Source organism: Amycolatopsis sp. NPDC114504 (assembly GCF_055633595.1).
This window is the reverse complement of record NZ_JBVKDU010000001.1, coordinates 2,412,385-2,429,659: the sequence shown is the minus strand read 5'-3', so window position 1 is coordinate 2,429,659 and position 17,275 is coordinate 2,412,385. Positions and strand designations below refer to the sequence as shown.

17 protein-coding genes are annotated in these 17,275 nt (G+C 72.3%); 4 read left to right on the top strand and 13 right to left on the bottom strand.

Annotated features, from left to right (window positions below):
* Window positions 1-31 precede the first annotated feature (31 nt).
* From lipB to lpdA, 6 genes are read right to left on the bottom strand one after another with little or no spacing between them, the layout of a single operon-like run.
* Window positions 32-775: a lipoyl(octanoyl) transferase LipB gene (lipB, locus tag ACZ7PG_RS11470; protein WP_470238958.1), complete on the bottom strand. Its 744-nt coding sequence runs from the start codon at window positions 773-775 to the stop codon at window positions 32-34.
* Window positions 772-1,395, bottom strand: coding sequence for a phosphatase PAP2 family protein (locus tag ACZ7PG_RS11465; protein ID WP_470238957.1), 624 nt, complete (start codon window positions 1,393-1,395; stop codon window positions 772-774). The genes lipB and ACZ7PG_RS11465 overlap by 4 nt, the downstream gene beginning before the upstream one ends.
* A complete protein-coding gene (locus ACZ7PG_RS11460) occupies window positions 1,392-2,267 on the bottom strand; it encodes a TIGR01777 family oxidoreductase (protein WP_470238956.1) in 876 nt (291 codons plus the stop codon). Before ACZ7PG_RS11460 ends, ACZ7PG_RS11465 begins: the two co-directional genes overlap by 4 nt.
* Window positions 2,255-3,220 carry a serine hydrolase gene (locus tag ACZ7PG_RS11455; protein WP_470238955.1) on the bottom strand — a complete coding sequence of 322 codons (966 nt, stop codon included), beginning with the start codon at window positions 3,218-3,220 and terminating at the stop codon, window positions 2,255-2,257. Before ACZ7PG_RS11455 ends, ACZ7PG_RS11460 begins: the two co-directional genes overlap by 13 nt.
* 11 nt (window positions 3,221-3,231) lie before the next feature.
* On the bottom strand, window positions 3,232-5,001 hold the full coding sequence (gene sucB / locus ACZ7PG_RS11450; RefSeq protein WP_470238954.1) for a 2-oxoglutarate dehydrogenase, E2 component, dihydrolipoamide succinyltransferase: 1,770 nt from the start codon (window positions 4,999-5,001) through the stop codon (window positions 3,232-3,234).
* A 55-nt stretch (window positions 5,002-5,056) separates the two neighbouring features.
* Entirely contained in the window at window positions 5,057-6,430 is a 1,374-nt protein-coding gene (lpdA, locus tag ACZ7PG_RS11445) for a dihydrolipoyl dehydrogenase (RefSeq protein WP_470238953.1), read from the bottom strand.
* Window positions 6,431-6,612: 182 nt separating this feature from the next.
* Between lpdA and ACZ7PG_RS11440 the strand changes: the two genes are divergently transcribed.
* Window positions 6,613-6,957, top strand: a complete 345-nt coding sequence (locus ACZ7PG_RS11440; protein WP_155541890.1) for an oxidoreductase — start codon at window positions 6,613-6,615, stop codon at window positions 6,955-6,957.
* Here ACZ7PG_RS11440 and ACZ7PG_RS11435 read toward each other — a convergent pair.
* The 5 genes from ACZ7PG_RS11435 to ACZ7PG_RS11415 all read right to left on the bottom strand — a co-directional run bounded on the left by ACZ7PG_RS11435 (window position 6,954) and on the right by ACZ7PG_RS11415 (window position 13,037).
* The gene (locus tag ACZ7PG_RS11435; protein ID WP_470238952.1) at window positions 6,954-7,406 is read right to left on the bottom strand and encodes a GNAT family N-acetyltransferase; all 453 of its coding nucleotides are present in this window, start codon (window positions 7,404-7,406) and stop codon (window positions 6,954-6,956) included. The genes ACZ7PG_RS11440 and ACZ7PG_RS11435 overlap by 4 nt on opposite strands.
* A 10-nt stretch (window positions 7,407-7,416) precedes the next feature.
* A complete protein-coding gene (locus tag ACZ7PG_RS11430; protein ID WP_470238951.1) occupies window positions 7,417-8,469 on the bottom strand; it encodes an SMI1/KNR4 family protein in 1,053 nt (350 codons plus the stop codon).
* Window positions 8,470-8,479: 10 nt separating this feature from the next.
* Complete coding sequence (locus ACZ7PG_RS11425) at window positions 8,480-9,451, bottom strand: TAXI family TRAP transporter solute-binding subunit (RefSeq protein ID WP_470238950.1); 972 nt, start codon at window positions 9,449-9,451, stop codon at window positions 8,480-8,482.
* Entirely contained in the window at window positions 9,448-11,418 is a 1,971-nt protein-coding gene (locus ACZ7PG_RS11420; protein ID WP_470238949.1) for a TRAP transporter permease, read from the bottom strand. Before ACZ7PG_RS11420 ends, ACZ7PG_RS11425 begins: the two co-directional genes overlap by 4 nt.
* 119 nt (window positions 11,419-11,537) lie before the next feature.
* Window positions 11,538-13,037: a leucyl aminopeptidase gene (locus ACZ7PG_RS11415; RefSeq protein WP_470238948.1), complete on the bottom strand. Its 1,500-nt coding sequence runs from the start codon at window positions 13,035-13,037 to the stop codon at window positions 11,538-11,540.
* 111 nt (window positions 13,038-13,148) lie between these two features.
* On the opposite strand from ACZ7PG_RS11415, the gene ACZ7PG_RS11410 reads away from it, so the two are divergent.
* Both ACZ7PG_RS11410 and ACZ7PG_RS11405 read left to right on the top strand, forming a co-directional pair.
* Entirely contained in the window at window positions 13,149-13,997 is an 849-nt protein-coding gene (locus tag ACZ7PG_RS11410; protein ID WP_470238947.1) for a hypothetical protein, read from the top strand.
* Window positions 13,990-14,664, top strand: a complete 675-nt coding sequence (locus tag ACZ7PG_RS11405; protein ID WP_470238946.1) for a DUF402 domain-containing protein — start codon at window positions 13,990-13,992, stop codon at window positions 14,662-14,664. The genes ACZ7PG_RS11410 and ACZ7PG_RS11405 overlap by 8 nt, the downstream gene beginning before the upstream one ends.
* Here ACZ7PG_RS11405 and ACZ7PG_RS11400 read toward each other — a convergent pair.
* Window positions 14,621-14,920, bottom strand: coding sequence for a hypothetical protein (locus tag ACZ7PG_RS11400; RefSeq protein ID WP_470238945.1), 300 nt, complete (start codon window positions 14,918-14,920; stop codon window positions 14,621-14,623). The two genes, ACZ7PG_RS11405 and ACZ7PG_RS11400, sit on opposite strands and share 44 nt — an antisense overlap.
* A 108-nt stretch (window positions 14,921-15,028) precedes the next feature.
* On the opposite strand from ACZ7PG_RS11400, the gene ACZ7PG_RS11395 reads away from it, so the two are divergent.
* Window positions 15,029-16,132, top strand: a complete 1,104-nt coding sequence (locus tag ACZ7PG_RS11395; protein WP_470238944.1) for a branched-chain amino acid aminotransferase — start codon at window positions 15,029-15,031, stop codon at window positions 16,130-16,132.
* A 48-nt stretch (window positions 16,133-16,180) separates the two neighbouring features.
* Here the strand turns inward: ACZ7PG_RS11395 and cobT are convergent, their stop codons facing one another.
* On the bottom strand, window positions 16,181-17,257 hold the full coding sequence (cobT, locus tag ACZ7PG_RS11390) for a nicotinate-nucleotide--dimethylbenzimidazole phosphoribosyltransferase (RefSeq protein WP_470238943.1): 1,077 nt from the start codon (window positions 17,255-17,257) through the stop codon (window positions 16,181-16,183).
* Between the last annotated feature and the right edge of the window lie 18 nt (window positions 17,258-17,275).

Below are 17,275 nucleotides of genomic sequence, written 5' to 3'. Positions count from 1 at the left end.
TGGGCGCCTCCCGGCCGGGAGGCGCCCATTTTCAGTTCTGGAGCGCGAAGGTGACGCCTGGCGCCTTCGGAGCTTCGGGGCGGGGGAGCCAGCGGTCCTCGCTCACCGGCAGCTCGCCTTCGAGGGCCGCCAAGACGGCGTCGCGGGCCAGCGGGAGTACCGCCTCCACGCTGACGTCGCGTTGCAGCTCGTAGGACAGCGACGTCACACCCGCGTCGCGGATTCCGCACGGCACGATCGTGTCGAAGGCCGACAGGTCGGCGTTGCAGTTGAGCTCGAAGCCGTGCATCGTCACGCCGCGCTGGACGCGGATGCCGATCGCCGCGATCTTGCGTTCGATGCCGCGCTCGTCGGCCGGGATCCAGACGCCGCTGCGACCTTCGACGCGGCCGGTGCGCACGCCGAGGGAGTCGCACACGTGGATCAGCGCCTCCTCCAGCCGCCGCACGTAGTGCACGACGTCGATCGGGTCGCCGAGCTTCACGATCGGGTAGCCGACCAGCTGGCCCGGGCCGTGCCAGGTGATCTTGCCGCCGCGGTCGACGTCGATCACCGGCGTGCCGTCGGCCGGGCGGTCGGCGGGTTCCGTGCGCTTGCCCGCGGTGTACACCGACGGGTGCTGCAGCAGGAACATCGTGTCCGGCGCGGTGCCGTCGGCGCGCTCGGTGAGCCGGCTCCGCTGGAGCTCCCAGGCTTCGGTGTACTCGATCGTGCCGAGCTCCCGGACGTCGACGGGCTCGGTGGTGGCGCGGCAGGAGGTGCGGGAAGAACTCACCCGTCGAGGCTACGCCCGTCACCCGGGGGAAGCAGCCGCAAGGCGCACGCTGAGAGCAGTCCGACACCGGCCACCGCCAGCACTGCTCCGATCGTGTCGGTGACCCAGTGCACGCCCAGCACGACGCGGCAGGCGGCGCACAGCACGACCGCCACGACGACCGCCACCGCGACCCGGCGGACCAGCCGCGGCCACAGCCACGCGCACAGCAGGAGCAGGACGAACCCCGTGCTCGCCACCGACACCACGTGCCCGCTCGGGTAGCTCAGGTCCGGGTAGTCGCGCGGGCGCTCCCGCAGGAAGAGCGGCTTGAACACCAGGCTCGTCAGCCGGCACAGCACCAGCACGACGGCCAGCCGCACGCACAGCCCGAGGTGCTCGCGCCGCCGCAACGCCAGCGCGAGCAACGCGGCGCCGAGGACGAACGGGAGCACCGGCCCGAGGACGTCGCTCCCGCCCTGCGCCACCCGGCCGAGCGGCTCCGCGTACACGCCGTGGAGCGCGTTCGCGACTTCGACGTCGAGGGTCAGCGGCTGCCGCGCCACGCTCAGGCCGAGCACGACGAACGCCGCCGCGAGTACCACGCCGACGACGAGCCAGCGTTGCAGCGGAACGCTCATGCCGCTGCGAGCGCGCTGTCCAGGGTCCGGTGCCGGAACTCGTACCCGGACCGCTCCAACGCGGCCGGCACGGCCCGCTGCCCGAACAGCGCCATCTCCTCGCCGGCCTGGCCGAGCACGGTCTTGAGCGCGATCCCGGGCACCCACCACGGCGCGGGGCGGTGCAGGGCCCGCCCGACCGTGCGGGTGAACTCGGCGTTGGTCACCGGCGCCGGGCCGCTGAGGTTGACCGGGCCGGCCAGGTCGTCGTGGGTGAGGGCGTGGACGATCGCGCCGACCTCGTCCTCAAGGGCGATCCACGCCATGTACTGCCGGCCGTCGCCGAGCCGCCCGCCCAGGCACAGCTGGAAGAGCGGGCGGAGCGTGCCGTACAGGCCGCCCTTGGCCGAGAGCACCAGCCCGGTCCGGAGGTTCACGACGCGCGCGTCGCCCGCACCCGACGTCGCCGCTTCCCAGGCTTCGCAGAGCTCGGCGAGGAAACCGCCACCCCGGGGTCCGGATTCGTCCACAGTGGACTCGTGCGTGTGGCCGTAGTACCCGACGGCGGAAGCGTTGACGAGCACCCCGACGCCGTGCTCGGCGACGGCCTCGGCGAGCACCTCCGTCGGCTCGACGCGGCTGTCGATGAGCTCCTGCTTGCGCATCGCGCTCCAGCGCCCCGGGAACAGCGGCTTGCCACCGAGGTTCACGACGGCGTCCACGCCTTCGAAGGCGCCGTCCGCGATGGTGCCGGACGGCGGGTCCCAGCGGAATTCGCCGCCTCCGCGCGCCTCGCGCCGCACCAGGGTGCGGACCTCGTGGCCGTCGCGCCGCAGGCGGTCGCCCACCGCCGACCCGATCAAGCCGCTCGCTCCGGCGATCAGTACTCGCATGGGTCGATCGTCGCCCATCCCGGTCCGGGCCGCACGCCCAGGTCTCGCGCGAAACCCGGCAGGTCGGCGAGGATCGCCGAACCCAGCTCGGCGAGCGGGACCTCGGGGAAGTCCGTTCCGGTGAAGAACATCGCGACGGTCCCACCGGCCGCGGAGAGGCCGAAACCGCGGCTGCGGGGCAAGGCGCCGCCCTTGTAGCGCACGTCCCCGCCGAGTTTGCCGCGCGCGAGGGCGGCCGCGGCGGTGTCCGCGGTGACGAGGTGGCGGTGGAAGGCGAAGAGCCGCGCGGCCGTGCCGTGCGCGGTCTCCCGCGTCCAGTCCCACTCGGCTTCGGCGGAGATCGGCTCGCCGCGCACGCGCTCGAGGACCTCCCGCCGGAACGCGGGGTCGCCGGTGAAACGCGCGGTCAGGTCCGGCTCGCCGGGGTAGAAGGAGCGGAGGGTTTCGCCGCAGAACCACCGGAGGTCGGCGTCCGGCCAGCCGCCAGCTACCGCGGCGGTGCTCAGCGCGTCCGCGCCGAGCCGGGCGCGGAGGTAGTCGGCCGCCGCGTTGTCGCTCTCGGTGATCATCGCCGTGGCGATCGCGTCGAGCGGGACGCGCCGGCCGGGCTCGTGGGCGACGCCGTACTCGTCGCAGGCGACGCCCAGCGAGGTCAGCGCCCGGTGGTGGGCACCGGCGCCGATCGGGCCGTCGCCGTCGAAGGGGTGGAACGCGTCCCAGTCGCCGACGCGGACCCGCTCGGCCGGGTCGAGCGCGCCGCCGGCGACCGCGGTCGTGTAGGCGAGCAGGGGGATGACCTTGATCGTCGAGGCCAGGACTCGCGGCACCTCGGCGTGGTGGGCCAGGTGGTGCCGGCCGTCGTCCGCCACGACCGAGACGGCGTCGCGGTGCGCGGACAGCCAGGCCCGGAACGCCGTGAAGGGCCCCTCACCAGCGGATGAGGAGCCCTTCACGGTCGGGGCACTCAGAGGCCGAGCTCGTCCTCGAAGTTGCCTTCTTCCAGGCGCTGCTTGATCGTCATCAGGAAGCGGCCCGCGTCGGCGCCGTCCACCAGGCGGTGGTCGTACGTCAGCGGGAGGTACGCCATCGACCGGATGGCGATGGTGTCGTTGCCGTCCGCGTCGGTGGCGACGATCGGGCGCTTGACGACCGCGCCGGTCCCGAGGATGCCGGACTGCGGCTGCACGATGATCGGCGTGTCGAACAGGGCGCCGACACTGCCGATGTTCGTGATGGAGAACGTGCCACCGGACAGCTCGTCGGGCTTGATCTGCCCGGAGCGCGCCCGGCCCGCCAGGTCGGCGATGCGGTGCGCGATACCGGCCAGGCTCAGCTCGCCCGCGTCGTGGATGACCACCGAGAGCAGGCCGCGGTCGGTGTCCACCGCGATGCCCAGGTGCACGGCACCGTGGTAGGTGATCTCCTTCGTGTCCTCGTTGTAGGACGCGTTGACGTTCGGGTGCTGCTTGAGCGCCTCGACGGTGGCCTTCGCGAAGAACGGCAGGAACGTCAGGTTGACGCCCTCGCGCTCCTTGAAGCCCGCCTTCGCCCGCTGCCGCAGCTTGGCGATCTTCGTGACGTCGACCTCCTGGACCTGCGTGAGCTGCGCGGCGATCTGCAGCGACTCGCGGGTCTTGGTGGCCGTGATCTGGCGGATCCGGCTGGCCTTCTGCACGGTGCCGCGCAGCGCGGCGAGCTCCGCCGACACCGCGGGTGCCGGACGCGCGGCGGGCGCCGACGGGGCGGCGGCGGCCGGAGCAGCAGCCGGAGCCGGAGCCGGAGCCGGAGCGGCGGCCGCCTTCTGCTTCTCCTCGGCCGCGGCCAGGACGTCCTGCTTGCGGATCCGGCCGCCGACGCCGCTGCCGGTCAGCGACGCGAGGTCGATGCCGTGCTCCGACGCGAGCTTGCGGACCAGCGGCGTGACGTACGGGCCGTCCGCCGAGCTCTCCTTCGCCGCGGCCGGCTCGGCCTTCGGCTCCGGCTTGGGCTCGGGCTTCGGTTCCGGCTTGGACTCCTGGACCGGCTCGGGCTTGGGCTCGGGCTTCGGCTCCGGCTTGGGTTCCGGCTTGGACTCCTGGACCGGCTCGGGCTTGGACTCGGCCTTCGGCGCCGCGTTCGCGTCGCCGATCACGGCCAGGACGCCGCCGACCTCGACGGTCTCGTCCTCGCCCGCGCGGATCTCCAGCACCGTGCCGGCGACCGGCGACGGCACCTCGGTGTCGACCTTGTCGGTGGAGATCTCGAGCAACGGCTCGTCGACCTCGACCGAGTCGCCGACCTGCTTCAGCCAGCGCGTGACGGTGCCTTCGGTGACGCTCTCGCCCAGCTCGGGCAGCTTCACCTCGGTGCCTTCACCCCCGGCGGCCGGCGCGGTGTCCGGCTTGCTCGGGGCGCTGTCCTGGGCCTGCGGTTCGGGCTCGGGCTCCGGTTCGGGCGCGGACTCCTCCTGCGCGGGCGCTTCCTGCGCCGGTGCGGAGGATTCGGGCGCGCCACCCGAGCCGTCGTCGATGACGGCGAGCTCGGCGCCGACCTCGACGGTCTCGTCTTCGGCGGCGCTGATCTTCACGACCGTGCCCGCCACCGGGGACGGAACCTCGGTGTCGACCTTGTCGGTCGAGATCTCGAGCAACGGCTCGTCGACCTCGACGGTGTCGCCCTCCTGCTTAAGCCACCGGGTGACGGTGCCTTCGGTGACGCTCTCCCCGAGCTCCGGCAATGTGACGGAGTAGGCCATCGTTCGCTGACTCCTCTTCCAAGTTCTGCGTGGTCTGGATTCTGCTGGTGGGACGTCAGCTGTGCACGTGCAGCGGCTTCCCCGCGAGGGCGAGGAACGCTTCACCGAGGGCCTCGGTCTGGGTGGGGTGCGCGTGGATGAGCGGCGCGACGTCTTCGGGGAAAGCCTCCCAGCTGTAGATCAGCTGCGCTTCGCCGATCAGCTCGCCGACGCGGTCGCCGACCATGTGGACCCCGACGACCGGGCCGTCCGGGGCCTTGACCAGCTTGACCCCGCCGGAGGTCTTGAGGATCTGGCTCTTGCCGTTGCCGCCGAGGTCGTAGGTGAACGTCGTGACGTCGGCGCCGTACTTGTCCTTCGCCTGCGACTCGGTCAGCCCGACCGACGCGACCTCCGGGTGGGAGTAGGTGACGCGCGGGATGCCGCTCTCGTCGATCACGCGGGGGCTCTGCCCGGCGATCTCCTCGGCGACGAAGATGCCCTGCTGGAAGCCGCGGTGCGCGAGCTGCAGGCCGGGGACGATGTCGCCGACGGCGTAGACGTTCGGCAGGTTGGTGCGCAGCCGCTCGTCGGTGATGACGAAGCCGCGCTCGATCTTGACGCCGGCCTCCTCGTAGCCGTGGCCCGCGGAGTTCGGCCCGCGGCCGACGGCGACCAGCAGCAGGTCGGCCTCGATGGTCTCGCCGGACTCCAGCGAGACGCTCACGCCGTTGTCGTCCTGCTTCGCGCCGGTGAACCGGACGCCGGTCTTGAAGGCGATCTTGCGACGGCGGAAAGCGCGCTCGAGCTGCTTGGACGCGAACTCGTCCTCGTTCGGGACGAGCCGCGGCAGCGCTTCCACGATGGTGACGTCGACGCCGAAGGAGGCCCAGACGCTGGCGAACTCGACGCCGATGACGCCGCCGCCCAGCACCACGACCTTCTTGGGCACGTAGTCCAGGGAGAGGGCCTGCTCGCTGGCGATGACGCGGCCGCCGAGCTCCAGCCCGGGCAGCGTGCGCGAGTACGAACCGGTGGCGAGGATGACGTTCTTGCCGGTGTGGCGGGTGCCGTCCACCTCGACGGTCGTGCCGCCGACGAACGTGCCGCTGCCCTCGACCAGGTTCACCTTGTGCGCCTTGGCCAGGCCCTGCAGGCCCTTGTACAGGCGGGAGACGATCCCGTCCTTGTACTTGTTGACCCCGGCGATGTCGATGCCTTCGAACACGGCCTTGACGCCGACCGCCTCGGCTTCGCGGGTTTCGTCGGCGACCTCGGCCGCGTGCAGCAGGGCCTTGGTCGGGATGCAGCCCCGGTGGAGGCAGGTCCCGCCGAGCTTGTCCTTCTCGATCAACGTGACGGAAAGGCCCAGCTCGGCCGCGCGGAACGCCGCGGCGTAGCCGCCCGATCCGCCTCCCAGGATCACGAGGTCGGCGGAGGTGTCGGTCACTTCAATAGCTCCTCGGCAAGCAGTGGGGTGGTGCTCTGTTGTCGCCCGTGCCCGGTATAACCGCGCGCGCGACACTCGCCATCTTGTCACTACGCCGGGCGGGGCTGCGAGCTAGCCGGGTGTGCGACACCGACCACACGCGGACATCGGGATAATGAGTGGGGAAAGTCTCGGGAGGGAAGGTGGTCGCGGTGGGGTTGTTCGACTCGCTGCGCAGGCGCGCCAAGGGCGGGCAGAAGGCCGGTACGCTGCGGAAAGCCAGCTCCGAGGATACCCATCACCTCGACGAGTGGGCGGCGTCGCGGCGGGGTGTCGAGGCCTTCGTCGAGCCGAAGACGAACGTCACCGAGACCACTGTGGTGTTGATCGCCCACGACGGTGAGTGGACCCGCCGCCGGATCGGCAGCCTGGAGGCGGCCCAGCAGTTCGGCCACCGCCGGTCGATCCCGGTGTACGAGGTCGCGCGGGTCGGCTACCCGAAGCGCATGCGCGAGTACACCGAGCGCAAGAAGCGCGGCCAGGTCTAGAGCTCGAGCCGGCCGACGACCTCGCCGCGGTGGGTCTGGCCGGTGGGGCGGAAGCCCAGCTTGAGGTAGAAGTCCGCCGGACCGCCCTCGGCCGGGATCCACAGCACCGTGACGGCCTTTTCGCCGCGTCTTCGCGCCTCTTCGAGAACGGTTTCGACGGCGAACCGGCCGAGGCCGCGGCCCTGGACGCAGGCGCCGACGTTGAGCCGCCAGATCCCGCAGCGGAAGAAGTCGAGCTCGGCTTCCCGGTTGAAGCCGCCCATGACGAAGGCGACCGGTTCGCCGTCGTCGAGGATCAGTCGCGGCCAGGCGATCTCCGGCTGCGCGTAGGCCTCGGCGAGCGAGACGGCGACGGGTGCGACGAAGGCCTTCTGGTGCGGTTGGACGGCCAGCTGGCACGCCGCGGCGACGTTGTCCGGGGTGATCTTCTCCACGGTGAGGGTGGTCACCCGGACCAAGCTAGCCTGCCTGGGCGAGCAGCGCGGCGTGCCGGACCAGCGCCGCGCGGAACGACGGGTGGACGGTGCTGCCGAGCACCGGGTCGACCTCGACCACGTGCGACGCCGAGAGCAGCAGCACCGCCGGTTCGGCCAGGATCACCACGCCGTTCTCGGCCCGCAGCTCCGCCGTGCCCAGCAAGCGGGGGAAGACCACGTCCGCGGGCAGGCCGTCGCAGGTCCGGAGGAAGTCGCGGTGATCTTCCGGCAGCTCGACGCCGAGCCGGAGTTCGGCCGAGCGGATCGCCGCTTCGGAGGCCGGGGGCGGGAGGGCGGACCGGCTGCGCAGGAGCGGTGCGGTGGTCGCGCTGCCCGGGGCCGCGCCGAGCCGCGGTCCGGCCGCGCCGCCCGGGAGCGGTTCGCCCGCCCCTCGCAGCCGCATGATCTCCGCGATCAGCTCCGGCCAGGTCCCGAGCTCCGCCGGGTAGCGCTCGTGCAGCGCCGCGACCAGCGCGCCCGCGCACGCCGGCGCCCAGTCGCGCAGGCCCAGCGGGTCCGCGCCGGCCACCAGCGCGGGAGCGAGCGCGCGGGTCGCCGCCAGCGTCGCCACATCCGGGCGCTGGCTGGCCAGGGACGCCCACAGTGCGAGGTCGCCGTCCGCGAGGGCCGTGCGGATGCGGTCCGGGCGAGCCGGCGTGACGCGCTTGACCACCTCCGCGATCGGCCCCGGCGGCAGCACCCCGTCGAGGTCGGAGACCGGTTTCCGCAGCGACGCCGTGTGCAAGCGCTCCTCGGCATCGAGATCCAGCGGGGACAACCCCGAGGCCCAGTCCGGACGGCCGCCGCGGGCCTCGAACAGCATCGCCCACGCGCGGGCCCGCACCGGTGCCGCGGCGAGCGCGTCCAGCGTTCGTTCCGTGCGGGCGAGCCACTGCTCGACGAGCCGGTCGGTCTCGTCGAGGGCGCCGGTGACGGCGAGCAGCAAGGCCGCGTACCCGATCTGGTCGTCGAGGACCGGTTCGGTGGCGGTCAGGACGTCCCGGACCGCCGACTCGAGGTACTCACCGGCGTCCATCCCCCGCACCCTAGCCGAGGGCTTGTTTCGCCCCCGGGTGCAGCGGGACCGGGTCGGTCCGCGTGGCCAGCTGCTTCGTGAACTCCTTCGCCGCCGGGTGGACCTTCGCCAGCTCCGCCTGCTTGTCGAAGAGCAGCTTGGTGAGCGCGCACGCGTTGTTCGCCGGGAAGTCTTCGCGCACCAGCAGCAGGTTGGGCACCACGACCGTCGGCACGTCCGCCGGCTGGCCGTACGTCGCCGCCGGGATGACGGCCTGGTCGTAGACGTCGTTGACCTGCTTGAGCTTCGGCAGCAACGGCGTGACGTCGAGGAACTTCACCTTGTCCTTCAACGCCGTCGTGATGTCGGTGATCTGCGCGGTCGGCAGCCCGCCGGACCAGACGAGCCCGTCGAGCGTGCCCGACTTCATCCCGTCCGCGGTCTTGGCCAGGTCGAGCCGCTGCGCCTGGACGTCGGTGTCCTTCAGCCCGGCGGCCTGCAGGAGCCGGTTGGCGATGACCTCGGTGCCCGACTTCGGCGAGCCCGTCGAGATCCGCTTGCCCTTCATGTCCGCGACGCTGGAGATGCCCGAGTCGGTGCGCACCAGGACCTGCGTCGAGTTCGGGTAGATCCGGGACAGCGCCTGGATCTTCTGCGGCTTGCCGTCGAAGGATCCCTTGCCGCGCACCGCGTCCGCCGCGGTGTCCGCCAGCGAGAACGCGACGTCGTAGTTGCCGGCCACCAGCTGCTGGATGTTCTGTACCGACGCGCCGGTCTCGGCCGCCGTCGCGCGCAGCTTGGTGTTGTTGCTGATCAGCTGGGCCAAGCCGCCGCCGAGCACGTAGTAGACGCCGCCGCTGTTGCCGGTGGCGATGGTGATCCGCCCTTCGCCCGCCTCACAGGACTGGGTCCCGCCGGCGGCCGGGGAGTCCGTCTGCTGTTTGCCGCCGCAGCCCGTGACGGCCAGAGCGAGTACCGCGGCAGCGGCCAATGCGCGTTTCATGCTGTCCTCCTTCTGATCACGGCGTGGGCGAGCACGGCGACGACGCCGAACGCGGCACCGACCGCGATCGGCACCGGCTCCAGGTAGAGCAGGCACAGGGCGGCCGGGACGAACAGCAGCCGCACGGGCAGGCTGACCGGCCCGAACAGCCGGCCGCCGGTCACCACCGCCAGCGCGGCCACGGCCACCGCGGACACCGCCGCCACCCACAGCACGGTGAGCACATCGGACTGCAGCAGCAGCGCGGCGCCGTTGTCGGTGAGCACGAAGGCGATCGGCACCAGGAAGGCCGGCAGCGTGTACTTCCAGCACTGCCACATGGTGCCGAGCACCGACCCGCCGGTGATGGCCGCGGACGCGACGGCGGCGAGCGCGGTCGGCGGCGTGACCTCGGAAAGCACGGCGTAGTAGAAGATGAACATCGCGCGCTCGGCGTCGGCGACCCCCAGCGTCTCCAGGGCCGGGCCGATCACCACCCACGCGATGATGAAGCTCGCGGTGACCGGCACCGCGAGCCCGAGCACGCCGACGGCGACCGCCGAGAGCAGCACCGTCAGGATCAGGATCACCGTGCCGTTGTCGGTGAACGCGCCGGCCAGCTCCACCAGGGCGTCCGCGAGCTCGAGGCCGAGCCCGGTCTTGGTGATGGTCGAGGTGATCACGCCGGCCGCCGCGCACACCGCGATCACCGGCAGCGCCCCGCGGACCCCGGCCGAAAGCGCGTCGACCATGTCGTTCGCCCAGCCGCGCACGTCGTGGCGGCGGGCGATGAGTGCGAAGAGCGCGGCGACGCCGGTGGCGTAGACGACCGCGGCGAACGGCGGGATGTCCAGGGCCAGGAACACGACGATGATCGCCAGCGACAGGAAGTGGTAGCCGCCCTGCCGCAGCAGCTGCCACGGGTTGCCGTGCGGGACGTCGACCGGTTCGGCCTCGAAGCGCCGCGCGTCGGCCTCCATCGCGAAGACGATGCCGAGGTAGTAGAGCAGCGTCGGGACGGTCGCCCAGATCAGCACGGTCAGGTACGACGTCTGCAGGTACTCGGCGATGATGAACGCGGCGGCGCCCAGCGTCGGCGGCGAGAGGATCGCGCCGATGCCGGCCGCGGCGAGCAGTCCGCCCGCGTTTTCCTTGGGGTACCCGGCTTTCTTGAGGATCGGCCAGGTGATCGAGCCGAGGCTGACCGCCGTCGCGGTGCCCGAACCCGAGACCGTGCCGAGCAGGAAGCCTGACAGGACGGTCGTCCGCCCCGGCGCCGTCCGGGACTTCCGGAAGGCCGCGAAGGAGATGTCCACGAAGAACCGGCCGGCGCCGGAGGCGTTGAGCACGGCGCCGTAGAGCGTGAACAGCACGATGTAGCTCGCCGCGACGTCGAGCGGGGTGCCGTAGAAGCCGCTCGCGTCGTTGTAGAGCGCGTTGACGATCTGGCTGAAGTCGATGCCGGCGTGGGCGATGCCCCAGTTCTGCGGGAGGTAGCCGCCGTAGTAGGCGTAGGCGAGGAAGAGCAGGCAGACGATCGGCAGCACCAGCCCGGTCGTGCGGCGGGTGGCTTCGAGGACCAGCACCAATAGCAGCGCGCCGGCGACGATGTCCAGTGGCGACAGGATGCCTTGGCGGTTCAGGAAGTCGTCGTAGCCGACGAGCACGGGGTAGAGGCCGACGGCGAGGGCGACGACCGCGAGGGCCCAGTCGGTCCAGCCGGGGTCGTCCCGGCCGCGCAGCCGGGGGCGGTAGCAGAGGAAGACCAGCGGGAGCGTCACGCCGAGGAAGAGCACCAGGTAGAACTGGTTGCCCTTGGCGAAGGGGAAGAACACCTGCTTGAGCACCAGCACGGCGACCGCGAGCGCGACGAAGTAGACGACGCGGTCGGGAACGCGGGAGAGGGTGCGGGCGGGACGTTCTTCGTCGTGCTCGGCGGCGATCGCGGCGTGAGTGTCCTCTTCGACCGGTTGGGTCGGTTGGGTCATCACTGCCCCCTTCGCGATGGTGTCACCGTACGGTGTCCCGGATCACATCGAAAGGGATCTTCCGGCCCAAAACGCAAGGGGCCCCCGCCGTGGCGGGAGCCCCTTCGCGAGGAAAGGCGTCAGCCGTTGGCGGCGATGTCCGCCAGGACCGCGGCGATCGTCCGGACCGGGACGCCGGTGCCGCCCTTGCCGGTGTAGCCCCACGGCGAACCGGTGTTGAACGACGGGCCCGCGATGTCGATGTGGACCCAGTCGAGGCCGTCGGCGACGAACTCGCGCAGGAAGATCCCGGCCGCGAGCATCCCGCCCCAGCGGTGGCCCGTCACGTTGGCGAGGTCGGCCAGCCGCGAGTCGAGGTCGGCGCGCAGCTCCTCCGGCAGCGGCATCGCCCAGCCGTTCTCGCCGGTGGCCTGCATGACGCCGGCGACGCGGTCGCGGAAGTCGTCCGAGCCCATGACGCCCGCGGTGCGGTTGCCGAGCGCGACGACCTGGGCGCCGGTCAGCGTCGAGGTCTCGATCAGGTAGTCCGGGTTCTCCTCGGCCGCGCGCACCATCGCGTCGACCAGCACGAGCCTGCCCTCGGCGTCGGTGTTGAGGACCTCGACGGTCTTGCCGCCGTACATGGTCAGGACGTCACCCGGGCGGTACGACGTCGCCGACGGCAGGTTCTCCGCCAGCGGGATGTGCGCCACGACTTCCAGGGGGTACTTCAGCTTCGCCGCCAGCACCACCGACGCGAGCACGCCGGCCGCGCCGGACATGTCGGAGGTCATGTGGTCCATGTTCGCGGCGGGCTTGAGCGAGATGCCGCCCGAGTCGAACGTGATGCCCTTGCCGACCAGCGCGACCTTCTTGACGGCCTTGGCCGGCTTGTAGGCGATGCGCACCAGGCGCGGCTGGCGCGCGGAGCCGCCGCCGACGCCGAGGATGCCGCCGAAGCCCTTGCGCTTGAGGGCCTTCTCGTCGAGGACCTCGAACTCGAGGCCGTTGTCCTCGGCCAGCTTCTTCGCGCGGTCGGCGAAGGAGGCCGGGTAGAGGTCGTTCGGCGGGGTGTTGATCAGGTCGCGGGCGGTGAGGACGGCCTCGGCGATGGAGGTCGCGGCCTTCAGCGTCGCCTTGTGCTCGCGGGCGGTGCCGTCGGCCGGGCTCGCGAAGTCGACCTTCGCGACCGGGGCGTCGCCCTTCTCGGAGCGGTAGGCGGTGAAGACGTACGAGCCGAGGACGGTGCCCTCGACGGCGGCCTGCAGGTCGAGCTCCGACAGCGTCACGAACGCGCGGTCGGTGCCGGCCAGCGCGCGACCGGCGGCTCCGGCGGCGCGGCGGACCTGCTCGGGGGTGACGGCGCCGCCGTCCTTGCCCAGGCCGACGGCGAGCACGACCCCCGCCGGGAGCTTGCCCAGCGTCGGGATCTTGACGACCTCTTCGGCCTTGCCGCTGGCACCGAGGGTGGCGAGCAGCCCCGCGAGGCGGCCGTCGAAGGCGGCGTCCACGGCGGCGGCACCCGCGGCGAGCAGCGGCCCGTCCTCGCCGGCCAGGGTGCCGATGACGATCACGTCGGCGCGCGTCTTGGCCAGTGCCTCCCCGGTGTTGTCGGACAGGGCGAGCTTAGGCACGGTCACTTCTGGCTCCTCGCGCGTTCGCGGTGGTACCGGGCGCCGGCCCGGTCGGGATCGTGAGCCATGCTAATGACGACCGGACCACGGGTGAACAGAGGGAGAGGGAGGGGCCTCGTGCGGCTGGGCGGTGGGCTGCTGGTGGCGCTGGCGGCGGGAGCGGCGGGCGCGGGCTGGTGGCTGCTCGCGGGGCTGGTGCTGGCGGCGATCGCGGCGGGGGTGACGGCGCGGGTCCCGGAACCGGCGGACGCGCAGGTCGACCGGGTCGTGGTGGCCTTCGCGAGGCTGGCCGAGGTGACCGTCTACGCGATCGCGTTCGGCGCTTACGTCGTCCCCACGCACCGGGAGCTGGCGGCCGTGGCGTTCGTCGTGGTGGTGACCGGCGCCGGGTTCGCCGGGCTGAAGATCCCGACGATCGTCGTACGGATCGCGGGCGGGCTGCTGCTCGCGGCGGGGCTGGTCCTGGTCGCGGTGTGCGTGGCCGTGCCACCCGTGTCGACGGCCGGGGGCGGGCTGCAGATCCCGGACTTCGCGGGCATCCTCGTCGCCGCGGTGGTCTTCCTGCCGTTCCTCCGCCCCGGCGGCCGCGAAGGCGCGGGCTGGCGGGTGCTGCTGCTCGGCGCGGTCGCCGTGTTCGCCGCCTTCGCCGCGTTGTACCAGCTCGGCTCGGTCCGGCTCGGGCTTTCCCTGACGTCGTTGCGCGACCTGCTTTCCGCCGCCGACGCGGACTCGCTGCAGCCGCTGCTCACGGCCTTCGCCGTGGTCGCGACCGTGGTGCCGGCGCTCGCCGCCGGAGTCGAGGTCCGGGAGCGGGCCGGCGTGCCGGGACTCGCGGGGATCGCCGTCGCCGCGGTGGCCGCGTACTTCCTGCCGGCGCTGCCCGTGCTCGTCGTCGCGGGACTGGTGACCGTGATCGAGCTGCTACTGGGCGTGCGCGCGCGTCGGTACAGTGGGTCACGTGAGTGATCGACGCTGGCGGCCGGGGGAGACCGTGGTCGAGCGGTTCCACCGCCCCGACGGCTCGATCGGCCAGGTCCACCCGCTGCGCGTGCTCGCCGACGACGGCCGCGTCCTGCTCGCCTGGCTGCCGGCCGGCACCCCGATCGTCGGCAGCAGGCTGGTGGACGGCCGGCACATGGCGGACGCGCCCCTGGAGCAGCGGTTCCGCATCCCGCGCGTGGCCGTGCCGGACTTCTGGCACCGCACGTCCACGCTGCGGCGCATCGCCGACGACGAGTGGTCGTCGGTCTGGTGGTTCTTCGACGCCGCCGGCGAGTTCACGAACTGGTACGTCAACCTCGAGGTCCCGCTCGGCCGGAGCCCGGCCGGGGTGGACCGCGTCGACGGCGTGCTCGACGTCGTCGTCGAGCGGGACGGCACCTGGCGCTGGGACGACGAGGACGAGGCCGAGGTCGCGATCGACGCCGGCCGCCTGACGCACGAGCAGCTCGACCGGCTGCGCGCCGAGGGCGAGCGGATCGGGGCGCTGGCCGAGCGCGGCGCCTACCCGTTCGACGGGACGGACACCGACTTCCGCCCGGACCCGGACTGGCCGGTGCCCGAGCTGCCCGCGGGGCTGCTGGAAGAGCTCAGCCCGCGGTCAGGAAGAGGACCAGCGCCAGCACCGCGTTGACGACCGCGAGGATGACGACCGACTTCGTCGGAAGCACCTCCGGGAACGCCTTGCCGTGGATCTTCCGCCACCACACGACGCCGAAGACGCCCGCGACGAGGCCGAGGAAGCCGCCGAAGCCGCTGCTGAGCACGGCCCAGCCGACCATGCCGAGCAAGCCGACGCCGAAGGTCAGCAGCACCGCGGTGACGAACGTCTTGACGTCGGCCCCGCCGGTCTTGGGCCGGGGGACCGGCTCCGTGGAGTGGTAGGTCACGGTGTCATCCTAGGGTCATCCCGGCGCGAGCGCGGGGAGGTGGCGGAACCCCCCGGAACAGTGGGACATCCGACTAACGCGCCTCCGACCAAACGGTATCGTGTAGCCATGACCACCTCGACGCAGTTCGCCCACGTCCCGCACCCGAGTCCTGCGAGCGCGGACCGTGTCGCGGAGGTACTCGAGAAGCCCGGTTTCGGGCTCTACTTCACCGACCACATGGCGACCGTCAAGTGGTCGAAGACCGAAGGCTGGCACGACGCCCAGGTCGGCCCCTACGCGCCGTTCACGCTCGACCCGGCGACGTCGGTGCTGCACTACGGCCAGGCCATCTTCGAGGGGCTCAAGGCCTACCGCCAGCCGGACGGCACGATCGCGTCGTTCCGCCCGGACGCCAACGCCGCGCGGTTCCGGCAGTCGGCCGAGCGGCTCGCGATGCCGCAGCTGCCCGAGGACGTCTTCCTCGAGTCGCTGCGGGAGCTCGTCGCCGTGGACAGCCGCTGGGTGCCCACCCGCCAGGGTGATTCCCTTTACCTGCGGCCGTTCATGATCTCGACGTCCACCGGGCTCGGCGTCAACAGCCCGGCGGCCGACTACGTGTACGCGGTCATCGCGTCCCCGGCCGGCTCGTACTTCTCCGGCGGCGTGAAGCCGGTGAGCGTCTGGCTGTCGACGGAGTACGTCCGCGCGGCACCCGGCGGCACCGGCGCGGCCAAGTGCGCCGGCAACTACGCGGCGTCGTTCGTGGCGCAGGCGCAGGCCGTCGAAAAGGGCTGTGACCAGGTCGTCTGGCTCGACGCGGTGGAGCGGCGCTGGGTCGAGGAGATGGGCGGGATGAACCTGTTCTTCGTCTTCGGCTCCGGCGAGAACGCCCGGGTGGTCACGCCCGAGCTGACCGGCTCGCTGCTGCCCGGCGTCACCCGCAAGTCGCTGCTGCAGCTCGCTTCGCGGCTCGGCTACAAGATCGAGGAGCGCCGCATCTCCACCGACGAGTGGGAGAAGGCGGCGGCTTCGGGCGAGCTGACCGAGACGTTCGCGTGCGGCACGGCGGCGGTGATCACGCCGGTCGGGCACGTCAAGCACGCGGGCGGCGAGTTCACGATCGCCGACGGGCAGCCGGGCACGCTGACGATGAAGCTGCGCGAAGAGCTGACGGGGATCCAGGAGGGCACCCGTCCCGACGCCGACCACTGGATGGTCCCGCTGGCCTGACCACGGCAAAGGGCCCCGCACTTCCCGTGCGGGGCCCTTTCCGCGTGCTCAGGAGGCGGTGGCCGGGATGACCGGGCCGGAGACGCCGGCCTGCTCGTGCGTCGCGGTTTCGGCGAGGACGCGGGCGGCCATCATCAGCAGCGGCAACGCCGTCACGGCGCCGGTGCCCTCACCGAGGCGGACGTCCAGCTCCAGCAGCGGGCCGAGGTCCAGGTGCTCCAGCGCGAGCGAGTGAGCGGGTTCGGCGGTTCGCTGCCCGGCCACCCACCAGCGTCGCGCGCCGGGAGCCAGGTCCTCGGCGACGAGCGCCGCGGCGCACGCGACGAGCCCGTCCAGCACCACCGGCGTCCGGCGGACCGCGGCCTGGGCCAGGAACCCGGCCATCGCCGCGAGGTCCGCGCCCGCCGTGGTGCGCAGCAGGGCGATCGGGTCGGCCAGGACCGCGCGGGCCCGGCGCAGCGCGTCGCGCACCGCCGTCGCCTTGCGCATCCACGCGTCGTCGTCGATGCCGGAGCCGCGACCGACCACCGCGACCGGCTCGGTGCCGGTCAGCGCCGCCACCAGTACCGACGCGGGCGTGCTGTTGCCGATCCCCAGGTCACCGGGGATGAGCAGGTCCGCGCCGCCGTCGACCTCGGCGTCGGCGATCGCGATCCCGGCGCGGACCGCGGCCTTGACCTCGTCGGCGGTCAGGGCGTCCTCGACGTCGATGGACCCGGAGCCGCGACGGACCTTGTACTCGCCGATCGAGCGTGTCGCGGGTGCCTCGGTGTCGACGGCCATGTCGACCACGCGGACGCTCGCCCCCGCGGCGGCGGCCAGGACGTTGATCGCGGCGCCGCCGGTCAGCATCGTGCCCAGCAGCTGCGCGGTGACCTCGGCGGGATAGGCGGAGACGCCCTTCGCGGCGATGCCGTGGTCACCGGCGAAGACGATCACGCGCGGCCGGGTGAACGGCCGCGGCGGCGACTGGCCCTGGCAGGCCGCGATCCAGACACCCAGCTCTTCGAGCCTGCCCAGCGACCCGGCCGGCTTGACCAGCTTGTCGTGCAGGGCGATCGCGTCGGACCGGGCGTGGTCGTCGGGCGGGGTGATCTCGGGGAACTCGATGTCTTCCGGCTCCACACCAGGCCCTTTCTCGTG

What these genes read in the sequence shown, in the direction of transcription:
- ACZ7PG_RS11465 (WP_470238957.1), bottom strand. Translation starts at nt 1,395, where the DNA reads ATGAGCGTTCCGCTGCAACGCTGGCTCGTCGTCGGCGTGGTACTCGCG.
- ACZ7PG_RS11460 (WP_470238956.1), bottom strand. Translation starts at nt 2,267, where the DNA reads ATGCGAGTACTGATCGCCGGAGCGAGCGGCTTGATCGGGTCGGCGGTG.
- sucB (WP_470238954.1), bottom strand. Translation starts at nt 5,001, where the DNA reads ATGGCCTACTCCGTCACATTGCCGGAGCTCGGGGAGAGCGTCACCGAA.
- ACZ7PG_RS11430 (WP_470238951.1), bottom strand. Translation starts at nt 8,469, where the DNA reads ATGGACGCCGGTGAGTACCTCGAGTCGGCGGTCCGGGACGTCCTGACC.
- ACZ7PG_RS11425 (WP_470238950.1), bottom strand. Translation starts at nt 9,451, where the DNA reads ATGAAACGCGCATTGGCCGCTGCCGCGGTACTCGCTCTGGCCGTCACG.
- ACZ7PG_RS11420 (WP_470238949.1), bottom strand. Translation starts at nt 11,418, where the DNA reads ATGACCCAACCGACCCAACCGGTCGAAGAGGACACTCACGCCGCGATC.
- ACZ7PG_RS11395 (WP_470238944.1), top strand. Translation starts at nt 15,029, where the DNA reads ATGACCACCTCGACGCAGTTCGCCCACGTCCCGCACCCGAGTCCTGCG.